Origin of the sequence: Candidatus Endomicrobiellum cubanum (assembly GCF_031278955.1) — a bacterium.
Lineage (GTDB): Bacteria > Elusimicrobiota > Endomicrobiia > Endomicrobiales > Endomicrobiaceae > Endomicrobiellum > Endomicrobiellum cubanum.
In genome coordinates this window covers 1-11,707 of record NZ_JAITJM010000010.1, presented here as the reverse complement: position 1 = coordinate 11,707, position 11,707 = coordinate 1, and the positions used below count along the sequence as shown (strand labels likewise).

The following is an 11,707-nucleotide window of genomic DNA, read 5'->3' as shown; positions in this document are numbered from 1 at the left end:
CCTTCGTTATTGCTGCTGTTAACGTCGTCTTACCATGATCCACGTGCCCTATCGTCCCTATGTTTACGTGCGGCTTTCTCCTGTCAAATTTCTCCTTTCCCATTTCTTTTTTACCCCTCTCACCAATTTTTATTGTGGTATATCTTAAGGGTCTGTTAAACCCTTAAAATAAATAGCCGAGGGCGGGAATTGAACCCGCGACCACCTCCTTACCAAGGAGGTGCTCTACCACTGAGCCACCTCGGCACCTTTATAAACTATGAACAAAAAGCGGGAGACGGGAATCGAACCCGCGTAGCCAGCTTGGAAGGCTGGAGCACTGCCATTGTGCTACTCCCGCAAATACAACAACTATTTTAATATATGGGGGCGGATGGATTTGAACCACCGAAGGGCAAGCCCGCCAGATTTACAGTCTGGTGCATTAGACCACTCTGCCACACCCCCGAATATTTTGCAAATAAAAGAGAAGAAGATTTTCTGTTAGGTTTTTTAATTATTGTTATAATTGAAAAATTATATAATTAAAGATATACGTATGTCAATACGATTTTCTAAATCCTGAATTTAAACTCTTAGACACAAAACTACATATTTTTAAAAAATATATAGTTTTGTGTATGATTTTTTAATATTTATAGAATAGCTTTTGAATTGTATCAGTATTTTTTTGTGAATATTTTGTCAATGCAAGTTGAAGCAAAATCTTTGCTTTCTGTGGATTTAATGATTTTGCCGCTATAAAAACCATGCTCATCTTCATATTTTTTATCTTTTGACACAATACCACTTGGGATTCTTGACGATCTGACAACTACTATGCCGGACTTTATTGTATTATCAAGACTTGCAAGACAACTTTTTGCTACGCTACCATTGTCGGTTCCTGCAAAAATTATACCTTTAACTCCAGCTACACAAAAAGCATTTACAGATTTTTCGTCCGTGTCCGCATAACCATAAACAATTGCAACTTCAGGTATTTCAGGAACGGTTTTCAAAACATCTGCTATAGACAAATCAGATGCTGTTATGTCCAACAGATTGAGCAGAAGTTTTAGCTGTACCTGCAATTGTGCCACCTACACCTAAAACAGCAATATTCCCTTTTGCAAACGAAAAACAACACACGAAAATCAAGCTCGAAGTACAACATTCACAATCTTTTTCATAATCTTTTCTCCCTTATATTATTTCTAATCAAAAATACTTACACAAAACAATGACTTGATATATCAGCTCATGTTTTTAAAACTGACTTTTTTGAGTAAATATTCTTAAAAAATATTAATTTAAAATAGCATGCAAGTATTTTTGATTATTTTGACAATATAAACAACAATATAAGATTTTTATTATAGTCTAAAAAATTCTTTTTGCAATAAATTATTGTGAAAATTTGTAATAATGTGTCTATTAAAAACCTAAATTCTTAACGGCCTAATTGTCCACATGCTGCACCTATATCTGCCCCTTTAGCTTGCCTTATATTTGCAGTAATACCGTTTAACTTTAATATATTTTTAAATTTAAGTATAGCCTCTTGAGTAGGTACGCTAAAATTAACATCTCCTATAGGATTAAATGGTATTAAATTTATCTGGACACTTTGATTTATTAAATCATATCGTTTTAAAAGTCTTGCAAGCTTATGAGCATCAGCAGAAGAATCGTTAATTTCTTTAATTAGAATATATTCTATTGTTAATCTGGACTTTGTCTTTTTAAGATAATATTTACCTACATTTAATATTTCTTCTATAGTAAAACCAAAATTATTTGGGATTATTTTTTTTCTTTGTTTTTCATTAGTAGCATGCAAAGAAATAGCAAGACGAATGCCAAAATTATCATCTGCAAGTTTTTTAATTGCTGTAACATTTCCCACACTTGACAGTGTTATATGTCTTTTCCCAATTGCAAATTCTTTTTTAGATAAAATAGAACTCAATGCTAATGAAACATTATTATAATTAAGTGTAGGCTCCCCCGTACCCATAAATAAAATGCCTGAAACTTTTTCTTTAGTATCATTTTCTATTTGTAAAATTTGTTCTAGTATCTCACCTCTAGTTAAATTTCTTGTATATTTTACTTTCCCTGAAGAACAAAAAGCACACATTACAGGACAACCTATTTGCGATGATATACACACAGAATTTTTTCCTTTTGTAGGTAAAAAAACAGCGGAAAAATGTTTTTTGTCTATGCTTTGAAAGGTGTATCTGATTGTCCCATCAAGAATAGATTGTTCTTTTTTGACTATCTTTAAAGACCTAAGCAAAAATCTTTTATCTAGCTCTTGTCTGAAATCCCTTGGGATTGAAGTAAATTCTTCAAAAGTAGCTGTTTTTTTTTCATAAATCCAATCAAGAATTTGGTTAATTCTATAATCCTGATTTATAATCACTTTTAGATACGCTTTTAGCTGAATACTTGTTAAGTCTAGTATATATTTTTTCATAAATTCCTATTGTTTATTTGAATTAAAAATCTTTATTAAATTTTTTGTTGAAGAATCATGATTATTTTCTGAACCATCTTTAAGTTCAGACAATATTACATTTGCAAGAACTTTCCCTAATTCTACGCCCCACTGATCAAAACTATTAATACGCCACATTATACCTTGCGTAAATATCTTATGTTCATATAATGCAATTAAAGCTCCTAATGTTTTAGAATTAAGATTATTAATTAATATGCTATTTGTTGGTCTATTACCTTCAAATATTTTGTGGTTAGTTAAAATTTTTATGTCCTCTTTAGAAAGTCCAGCTTGGTTAAGGTTTTCTATTACTTGTTCTTTTGTAAGACCAAACGCAAGAGCTTCTGTTTGAGCAAAATAATTTGCCATCAATTTTTCGTGATGGTCACCAATCTTTTTTACTGGATTTATATAACCTATAAAATCGCAGGGAATAAATTTAGTCCCTTGATGTATAAGCTGATAAAATGAATGTTGCCCATTAGTGCCCGGTTCTCCCCAAATTATAGAACCTGTTTGGTAATCAACCCTATCATTCTCAAAATTTATAGTTTTTCCATTACTTTCCATATCGCCCTGCTGCAAATATGCAGCAAATCTATGCAGATACTGACTATATGGCAAAACTGCATGTGTTGAAGCATTAAAAAAATTGTTGTACCAAAATCCTAATACTGCCATTATTACAGGAATATTTTTTTCATAAGGAGTATTTAAAAAATGCTGATCAATATAGTAAGCCCCCTCTAAAAGCTCTTCAAATTTTTCAAACCCAACATAACAACAAATAGGAAGTCCGATTGCAGACCAAAGAGAATATCTACCACCTACAAAATTCCAAAATTCAAACATGTTATTTTCATCAATACCAAATTCTTTAACTTTTTTTACATTTGTTGAAAGAGCAACAAAATGATTTACAACAGCTTTATCACCTAACTGGTCTACAAGCCACTGTCTAGCAGTTACAGCATTTGTTATTGTTTCAAGAGTTGTAAAAGTTTTAGAAGCTATTATAAAAAGTGTTGTTTGAGGATTCAATTTTTTCAACACTTCGTAAATATCTGCACCATCAATATTAGAAACAAAATGAACATTTACTATATCAGCATAGTATCTTAATGCCTCACAAACCATTTTAGGCCCTAAATCAGACCCTCCAATCCCTATATTTACGACATCAGTAATTCTTTTTCCAGTAAAACCAGTCCACTTTCCCTCTCTTAAATCGTCACTAAATTTTCTCATTTTAGAAAGTACAACATTAATTTGAGGCATAACATTTTTACCATCAACATAAATAGGACTATTACTTCTATTTCTAAGAGCTGTATGAAGTACTGCTCTTTTTTCTGTCCAGTTTATTTTCTGCCCTGAAAACATCTTTTTTGTATATTCATTTACTCTTGCTTCTTTTGAAAAGTCCATTAAAAGTTTAAAAGTTTTAGAGTTAATAATATTTTTTGAATAATCAAAAGTTATGCCTATATTGTTATCACTTATAGAAAATTCATTAAATCTGTTTTCATCTTTAAACAAATCTCGTAAATGGACATTTTGAATTTCTTCAATATAATGTTTTTCGAGATTCTGCCAACACGGTGTATTTTTAAGTTCAAAATTACTCATAATTTTCTCCATATAAATAAACAGCAATTAACTTTTTTGAATATTTTAGAGTATAACATTTTCTTTTTCATTGTTTAATACTACAACTATACTTTGTTAAAAAAATATTCGTTGTTTTACACATTATTTCTATTCTGATATAATTTTAAAGCAAAAAAAACTCATCATACTTGGTGACAACTTCAAAATTTTAAAACATAGGAACTACTCGCCAAATTAAAATTATGATAATTACTAGTACACAAAATTCTATATTTAAACAAATACTTAAACTGCAAGATAAAAAGTTTCGCGATAAAAATAATTGTTTTTTTATTGAAGGTAAAAAACAAATTGAAGAAATTCCTAAAGATTGGAATATAAAACAAATCCTTATATCAGAAAAACATAAAAATAGTATAAACAATTTTAAGAATGTAACGAGCCTTTCAGAACACCTATTTAATAAGTTATCAACAACAAAGTCTTCACAAGGCATAATAACCATTGTAGAAAAAAGACATTATAAAATTGAAGATATTATAAAAAATATAGGTATGTTTATAATTTTAGAAAACATTCAAGATCCCGGAAATCTTGGTACAATTATTCGCTCTGCAGCTGCATTTGATGCAAAAGCAGTATTTGTATCAAAAGGTAGCGTTGATATATATTCCGACAAAACTTTAAGATCAACGATGGGGTCAATATTTCATATACCCGTACTAGACAATATAGACATAAAAAATATTCTGGCAGTAATGAAAAAAGAAAAAATTACAGTTTTTGCTGCTTCATTAAATGGGGAAAAATATTTAAATAATATTAAAGTACCTAAAAAATGTGCTTTTATAATAGGAAATGAGTCTAACGGTATTACAAATGAAACTGAAAATTTAGCAGATGAACTTATAAAAATAAATATACCTGGTAAATGTGAATCTTTAAATGCCGCAATTGCATCATCTATAATTATGTACGAAATAACAAAAGACTACGGCCACTCACTTTTTTATAATAAAAAATAAAACAAATTTCTATTAACTAAATTTATATAATTATGTTGTTGATTATATTTTAACTTAGGAGGACGCATCAAGATGGGCAATATTATGAAAAGTTTAATGGCATTTGTTTTATTATTAGTAGCTATCATTGCAGTGTTTGCAAAACCAAATAATGATAGGGAATTTATTTTAAAATTTGGATTTCAACCTTTAAGTACACTCTCGCTACTCTCAGAAAAGGCTCAAGGCACTAATGCAAGTCAGGACACAAAACTTGGGATCTCTGCAGGACTTGAATATTTTCAATATTTAAACAATGTTGTCGCTTTAGGACTTGGAGCAATATATGATTTTCCTAGAGATACAAATAATACCAATGAAAATGTGTCTTTTATGCCACTTTTTGTAGCCTTAAAATTGCGCACACCACTACACGGATTAGATAACACATTTATGTTTTGTTCCGGTAGGCTAGGGGGTAGCATACCTATGTTAACAAATTTACTTGATGGAGCAACGCAAAAAATAGGTCTTTATTATGGTGCTGGTTTAGGATTTAGTATAAATTTTTTAGTTATAGAAGCAATATACGCAATAAATAACTTTAGTATTTCTTTACCAAATAATTCTGAAACAATTGATGCCAATTGTCAAACAATAACACTTTACGCTGGGTTTAAGTTTGAATAAGTTTTCTTCTGCTGTTCCTATAACAAATTTGGCAATAGGTATAAATTATACACTTTAGAACTTACTGAATATTGATTTTGATCTGAGCCAGTTTTTTTTATGCTGAGGCAAAATTACCACATGGTATACTAAATGATAAGTTGGATTTTTCTGGAACATTCGTTAATTTTGTCTTCGGTATAAAATTTTAGTTATAAATTATTATGGAGATTGAAATGCATAAAAAAATTATCCTCCTTGAACCTGAAGGAAATAATGAGAAAAATCTTGAAATATCTGATATAAAGTATGGTTTATCTTTAAGAATATAATATACACAAAACCTTAATTTAGTTATCTTTCTTATTACAAACATTTCTATAATTAATCGATTTATTGTATACTATTTACGGTATAATTTAATAATTTAAGCGCCTAAGTTAGGTTAAAGTAGATAGTAGATATATGAAAAAAAATAGACAAAATTGTTAATGAGTTAAAAAATGAACTTAAAAAATCTTTTAAAGATTTTAAGGGATTATATATCTATGGTTCACAAGTTAACGACACATACAACAAAAATAGCGACGTTGATATTGTTGTAATTTTTAGTAAATATAATTTCAAAAAACTAAGTGTAGTATGGGCTATAGTTTCAAAAATAGAATACACCAACAATATTGTTATAGATTTAAAACCATATACATATCTTGAACTAAAACGGAATTATATATTTTGTAATGAAGTTGTAGGGAAAGGCGTATTTTATGCATAATAATAGAGAGTTGATAAAACTTGCAATAGAAAAAGCCAAAATAGCATTAAAAACAGCTGAAGAAAATATAAAATCAAAACAATTAGAAGGAGCTTTAAAGCTGTTTTTTACTCTCTAAATGCTTTAGCAATAAAAAATAATTTTTCAACATCAAACCATTCGCAATTAAAAGGCTGGTTTAATAAAAAATTTATATATGAAGAAAAGATTTTTAACAATAAAATGTATGAAGTATACAAAAATGCGTACTTGATAAGAGAAAAAAGTGATTATGATTTTGCATATAAACCTGATTTAGTAACTGTTAAGATTATGTTAAATGATGCAAAGTTTTTCATAAAAATATTGTTAATAAATTATAACAAATCCTGTTTAGAATTGTTAAGTTAACCTCAAAAAGGTCAGCGTAAGTTAATTTTACGCTGACCTTTCTAACTGTCAAGTAAATATCCTAAAAATTATCAGCTAATTCTTCCATATAGGCTTTGGGGTGTAAACATGCTGGACATTTATCTAAAGCTTCTTTACTTTCATAAACATATCCGCAGTTACGGCATTTCCATTTTATTGGCATATCTTTCTTAAAAACTCTATCATTCTCAAGGTTATCGAGAAGTTCTAAATATCTTGATTCATGATGTTTTTCAGCAATAGAAATCCTTCTAAAACACTCTGCTACTTCAGGGAATCCCTCTTCATCAGCAACTTTTGCTGCTTGAGGATAAAGTTTTGTATGCTCTTCATTTTCTCCTGCTGCTGCAAGCCTTAAATTTTCAACTGTGCCGCTAATAATACCTGCTGGAAAAGTACCAGTAATTTCAAGCGGACCACCTTCTAAAAATTTAAAAAATCTCTCTGCATGTTCTTTTTCGTTATCTGCTGTTTCTATAAAAATTGCAGCAATTTGTTCAAAACCTTCTTTCTTTGCTTTTGATGCAAAATATGTATATCTCATTCTCGCTTGCGACTCTCCTGCAAACGACTCCAATAAATGTTTTTCGGTTTTTGTCCCTTTAATTGATTTTGCCATTCTTTGGCCTCCTTACCTATTATATTCCTACTTCATTAAACCACTTACCATGAAGATTGCAAGTTTCTATAACTTGAACTTTCCCTTTTGTATTTTCTTTTAAATGAATAACTGCTGCAGGATTAACATCAGATGTAAGCATAACATTTGCCACAAATTTATTGTTAACATAAAAAGTTATTTCTTGTATATGATGTTCAGGTAAAGCTGGGTGTAGTACCTCTCCAATTTTTACATGGACATCTATACAGCCTGCTCCTGGAATTAAACCGCATTGTTTTATAACTGTAAAAGCAGGAATATGCTTTTTTTCACTTTCCCCTGATGTTGCTTTAAAGTCGGGCATTTTATAAGCATCTTCTTTTTCCTCGAATGCATTTTTGGCAAGACAAATAGGGCATACATCTTTGGTTCCATCTAAAGATACATAACCACAAACTTTACAAACTAATCCTTTCATATGACCTCCTTTCTAACTTTAAGGTTTCTCTAAAAACATTCAGATCTACACTATCTGATCAATCTTCACTTTTTATTTCTAAAGCAAAAGCTTTACCGATTTCAAAACATTTATCCAATTCTTCGCAAGTAGGATTGAAAACCACCCTGAAAGAAGGTTCAAAAGACGTAACATTCGATATTGTGTTTTCAATATCTTTTGTAGCCTCTCCGCTCCAACCATAAGAACCAAATGCAAAAGATTTGCGCCCCTTAGCTTTAGAACCTTTAAGAAAATGCAAAAAACCTGCAATTACAGGCAACATTTCTCCATCGTGTGTTGAAGAGCCAAACACCCACCCTTTGGCTTCTAACATATATGAAGCTATATCTGTTCTATCGTTTTTTGTTACATCAAACAATACAGACTCTACTCCTTGTGAAGTTATTCCTTCTACAATCTTTCTTGCCATTTTTTCAGTAGAATTCCACATAGTTTCATAAACAACAGCAATTCTGTTTTTACATGAATGCGAAGACCAATATAAATATTTCTGCATAATTTCTGGTATATGTTTACGCCACACAAGTCCATGACTTGGAGCTATAATTTCAATATTAAGATTTAACTTACTTATTGCTGCAAGTTTTGGAGAAATAATCATATTAAACGGCCAAAGTATATTTGCATAATATTTTTGAGCTTCGTCCATTAAGACATCAAAATTAACTTCATAATCAAAAACTTTATTGGTTGCATAATGCTGTCCAAAACCATCATTTGAAAACAAAATTTTATCATAAGCAGAATATGTAAACATACTATCAGGCCAGTGCATCATAGGCACATCTATAAAATCTAAGGTTCTTTTCCCAATATTTATGTTTTGGCCTGATTTTACTAGGACCCAATTACCACATACACCGTAATATTTTAAAAGTCCCTGTTTTGCTTTCTGTGTACCATAAACTTTAGCATTAGGACAAATTTTTAATAAGTCTGGAAAAGCTCCAGAATGATCTGGCTCTATATGATTTATCACTATAACATCTATTTTTGTAGGATCAATAATACTTTTGATATTTTCTATTAATTCCTTTTGAAAACCATGCCTAACTGTGTCAATCAACGCTACTTTCTCATCTAATATTAAGTAAGAATTATACGTGACACCTCTTTTAGTTACATATGTATGGCCGTGAAAATGTCTCTCATTCCAATCTATTGCTCCAACTGAATATACACCTTCTTTTATTAATTTTGCTGGCATAAATAAACCTCTGTATGCAGGAAAACCTGCACTACCTTTTATAGTTTTGCTCTGCTTGGCACATTGGACATTTTTCATATTCGTTAGAATATTCTGATTCACAAACATCGCACACTTTTATACTACTATTTTTGGTTGTACAGCAGGGCTTACAAAATTCTGGACTTAAACATTCACTTTTTAACTCTGTTTGACAATACGGACAAGAACATTTATCTTTACACATATTATTTATTTACCTTGTTTTGATTTATAATTTTCTACAGCTTTGTGCAATGCATCTGCTCCAAGGTTTGAACAGTGCATTTTGTTTGGAGGTAATCCTCCAAGTTCTTTTGCAACATCATCATTTGTAATGTTCATGACTTCTTCTATGGTTTTGCCTTTGGCCATTTCAGAAACCATTGAAGAAACCGCTATAGCTGCTCCACACCCAAAAGTTTTAAACTTTACATCCTCTACTCTATTATCTTTAACCTTGATATAAAAAGTCATCATATCGCCACAGACAGGATTTCCAACTTCTCCTACACCATCTGCATTTTCTATCTGGCCAACATTTCGCGGATTTGCAAAATGTTCCATAACCTTTTGCGAATAAAATGCCATTCTGTCCCCCCTCTTACGCCTTACTTCAACTTATAAAACCTCTTTTAAGACTCCATACAATAAAAATTATTCTTCGTTTATATGACAATGATCATGTTCGTGGTCAAAATCAGTACCCGGCCCAGCCTTTTTTCTTTTACCTGTCTGTAAAAAATATGAGTATAGAGGAGACATTTCTCTAAGCCTACTAACTATTTTCGGGAACTCCTCTAACACATAGTCAATATCTTCTTGAGTATTGTATTTTGACAATGTAAAGACTATAGATCCTTGCCCGACAGCTACATCTACCTTCATTGCACTTAATACGTGCGAAATTTTAAGATTCTTATTTGCACAAGCAGAACCACTCGCTGCCATGATACCTATGGCATCTAAGAGCAAAAATAAGGCCTCCCCCTCAACAAATTCAATCGAAAAATTTACATTGTTTGGTAAACGATTCCCTATGGCACCATTTAAATAAATATATTCAATTTTTTTTGGCAACTCGTTTATAAGTTTATCTCTTAACCCTTTTATTTTTTGTACATTTGAAACAAGTTTCTCTTTAGCAATTTGGCAAGCTTTGCCAAAACCCACTATTGCAGGAATATTCTCTGTGCCTGAACGTTTAGAGTTTTCTTGAACGCCACCCTCAATTTGCGGAACTATTTTCACCTCTTTTTTAACATAAAGAGCTGCAGCTCCTTTAGGGCCATACATTACAGACGAAGAAAATGTTAAAGCATCTACGTTTAAATCTTTAACATCTATAGGCATAAATCCACACGAACTTACAGCATCTGTATGAAACACAACAAAATCATTTATTTTATTATTTTTAACTATAGCCACTAAATCTTTAATATTTTGTATAGTTCCAACTTCAGGGTTAGAATGTTGAATAGACACTAAAATAGTATCTTTTCTTAAGGATTTTTTAAGTTCTTGAGCGTTTACATTCCCTTTTGCATCTACAGACAAATAAGTAACTTCAAAACCGTCATTTTGTAGTCTTTTTAAAGGATTTAAAATAGAAAAATGTTCTATAGCTGAAACAATAATATGTTTTCCTTTATTTTTTAACGATTCTGCAATACCTTTAACTAGCAAATTATTCGATTCTGTAGCACAAGAAGTAAAAATTATTTCATTAATATCTGCATTGATAAAGCTTGCAACTTTAGACCTTGCGTCATCAAGAGCGTCTTTAGAAATAGAACCTAAAGAATAAATACTTTGAGGATTTCCATAATAATCAACAAAGAAAGGCACCATCACATCAAAAACATTTTTATCTAACTTTGTGTTAGACTGATTATCCAAATATATGTACTTCATTGGAGTTACTTCTCTAACTCAAAAGCATCTTTTGGCGCACCACATACTGGGCAAACCCAATCTTGTGGTAGTTGGTCAAAAGATGTTCCCTTGGCTATACCGCTGTCTTCAATACCAACACTAGGATCATAAATATACCCACAAATGCTACATTTCATTTTTTCCATAAAACCTCCCCTATTGTTTATACTTTAAACACCGTCAATTATACATCTATCAAACTCAATGTATTCAACTCCTTAATGCTCTAAAATCTTATGACAAATTTTACAAAAATTTACAAAGAAAAAATAGAGGCCTAGATCAAACAGGATATCTGACAATAAAGAAAGAATTGGTAATAAATGGGACATTGATATACGAATTAGATTTTCCAAACAAGGAAGTAAAAGATGCATTTTTGATGGTATTAGTATCAGAATATACAGGTAAAAGCCAAATAGAGGTATTTGAATTAAATATTAGGATACAAAATGCATTGATGAGCGG

Annotated in this window: 15 protein-coding genes and 3 tRNA genes; 4 read left to right on the top strand and 14 right to left on the bottom strand. The window is 30.8% G+C overall.

The annotated features are described in order from the left end of the window. The 7 genes from LBD57_RS00750 to pgi form a co-directional block, all read right to left on the bottom strand. Positions 1-103, bottom strand: a 103-nt coding sequence (locus LBD57_RS00750) for a GTP-binding protein (RefSeq protein WP_373469437.1), incomplete at its 3' end; no start/stop codon positions are given. Positions 104-174: 71 nt separating this feature from the next. Continuing rightward, positions 175-246, bottom strand: a tRNA-Thr gene (locus LBD57_RS00745). A 23-nt stretch (positions 247-269) separates the two neighbouring features. Then, a tRNA-Gly gene (locus LBD57_RS00740) sits at positions 270-340 on the bottom strand. A gap of 24 nt (positions 341-364) precedes the next feature. Beyond that, positions 365-447: transfer RNA gene (locus tag LBD57_RS00735), tRNA-Tyr, on the bottom strand. 212 nt (positions 448-659) lie between these two features. After that, positions 660-1,040, bottom strand: a complete 381-nt coding sequence (locus LBD57_RS00730; protein ID WP_373469435.1) for a hypothetical protein — start codon at positions 1,038-1,040, stop codon at positions 660-662. A 392-nt stretch (positions 1,041-1,432) separates the two neighbouring features. Next, on the bottom strand, positions 1,433-2,464 hold the full coding sequence (rlmN, locus tag LBD57_RS00725; protein WP_373469434.1) for a 23S rRNA (adenine(2503)-C(2))-methyltransferase RlmN: 1,032 nt from the start codon (positions 2,462-2,464) through the stop codon (positions 1,433-1,435). Positions 2,465-2,470: 6 nt separating this feature from the next. Beyond that, the gene (gene pgi, locus LBD57_RS00720; RefSeq protein WP_373469433.1) at positions 2,471-4,117 is read right to left on the bottom strand and encodes a glucose-6-phosphate isomerase; all 1,647 of its coding nucleotides are present in this window, start codon (positions 4,115-4,117) and stop codon (positions 2,471-2,473) included. A 224-nt stretch (positions 4,118-4,341) separates the two neighbouring features. On the opposite strand from pgi, the gene LBD57_RS00715 reads away from it, so the two are divergent. From LBD57_RS00715 to LBD57_RS00700, 4 genes are all read left to right on the top strand, one after another. After that, entirely contained in the window at positions 4,342-5,124 is a 783-nt protein-coding gene (locus LBD57_RS00715; protein ID WP_373469432.1) for a TrmH family RNA methyltransferase, read from the top strand. Between the two features lie 72 nt (positions 5,125-5,196). Beyond that, entirely contained in the window at positions 5,197-5,793 is a 597-nt protein-coding gene (locus LBD57_RS00710) for a hypothetical protein (RefSeq protein WP_373469431.1), read from the top strand. Between the two features lie 454 nt (positions 5,794-6,247). Next, positions 6,248-6,547, top strand: coding sequence for a nucleotidyltransferase domain-containing protein (locus tag LBD57_RS00705; RefSeq protein ID WP_373469436.1), 300 nt, complete (start codon positions 6,248-6,250; stop codon positions 6,545-6,547). Further along, positions 6,540-6,665, top strand: coding sequence for a hypothetical protein (locus LBD57_RS00700; RefSeq protein ID WP_373469430.1), 126 nt, complete (start codon positions 6,540-6,542; stop codon positions 6,663-6,665). Before LBD57_RS00705 ends, LBD57_RS00700 begins: the two co-directional genes overlap by 8 nt. A gap of 333 nt (positions 6,666-6,998) precedes the next feature. Here the strand turns inward: LBD57_RS00700 and rbr are convergent, their stop codons facing one another. From rbr to LBD57_RS00665, 7 genes are all read right to left on the bottom strand, one after another. Continuing rightward, positions 6,999-7,577, bottom strand: a complete 579-nt coding sequence (gene rbr, locus LBD57_RS00695) for a rubrerythrin (RefSeq protein WP_373469429.1) — start codon at positions 7,575-7,577, stop codon at positions 6,999-7,001. Between the two features lie 19 nt (positions 7,578-7,596). Continuing rightward, positions 7,597-8,037 carry a desulfoferrodoxin family protein gene (locus tag LBD57_RS00690; protein WP_373469428.1) on the bottom strand — a complete coding sequence of 147 codons (441 nt, stop codon included), beginning with the start codon at positions 8,035-8,037 and terminating at the stop codon, positions 7,597-7,599. Between the two features lie 58 nt (positions 8,038-8,095). Next, on the bottom strand, positions 8,096-9,286 hold the full coding sequence (locus tag LBD57_RS00685) for an FprA family A-type flavoprotein (RefSeq protein ID WP_373469427.1): 1,191 nt from the start codon (positions 9,284-9,286) through the stop codon (positions 8,096-8,098). Between the two features lie 31 nt (positions 9,287-9,317). After that, positions 9,318-9,512 carry a hypothetical protein gene (locus tag LBD57_RS00680; RefSeq protein WP_373469426.1) on the bottom strand — a complete coding sequence of 65 codons (195 nt, stop codon included), beginning with the start codon at positions 9,510-9,512 and terminating at the stop codon, positions 9,318-9,320. 5 nt (positions 9,513-9,517) lie between these two features. Continuing rightward, positions 9,518-9,895 carry a Fe-S cluster assembly scaffold protein NifU gene (gene nifU, locus LBD57_RS00675; RefSeq protein WP_373469425.1) on the bottom strand — a complete coding sequence of 126 codons (378 nt, stop codon included), beginning with the start codon at positions 9,893-9,895 and terminating at the stop codon, positions 9,518-9,520. A 66-nt stretch (positions 9,896-9,961) separates the two neighbouring features. Further along, positions 9,962-11,218, bottom strand: a complete 1,257-nt coding sequence (locus LBD57_RS00670; protein WP_373469424.1) for a cysteine desulfurase family protein — start codon at positions 11,216-11,218, stop codon at positions 9,962-9,964. A gap of 5 nt (positions 11,219-11,223) precedes the next feature. Further along, complete coding sequence (locus LBD57_RS00665) at positions 11,224-11,385, bottom strand: rubredoxin (protein ID WP_373469423.1); 162 nt, start codon at positions 11,383-11,385, stop codon at positions 11,224-11,226. Positions 11,386-11,707: the final 322 nt, after the last annotated feature.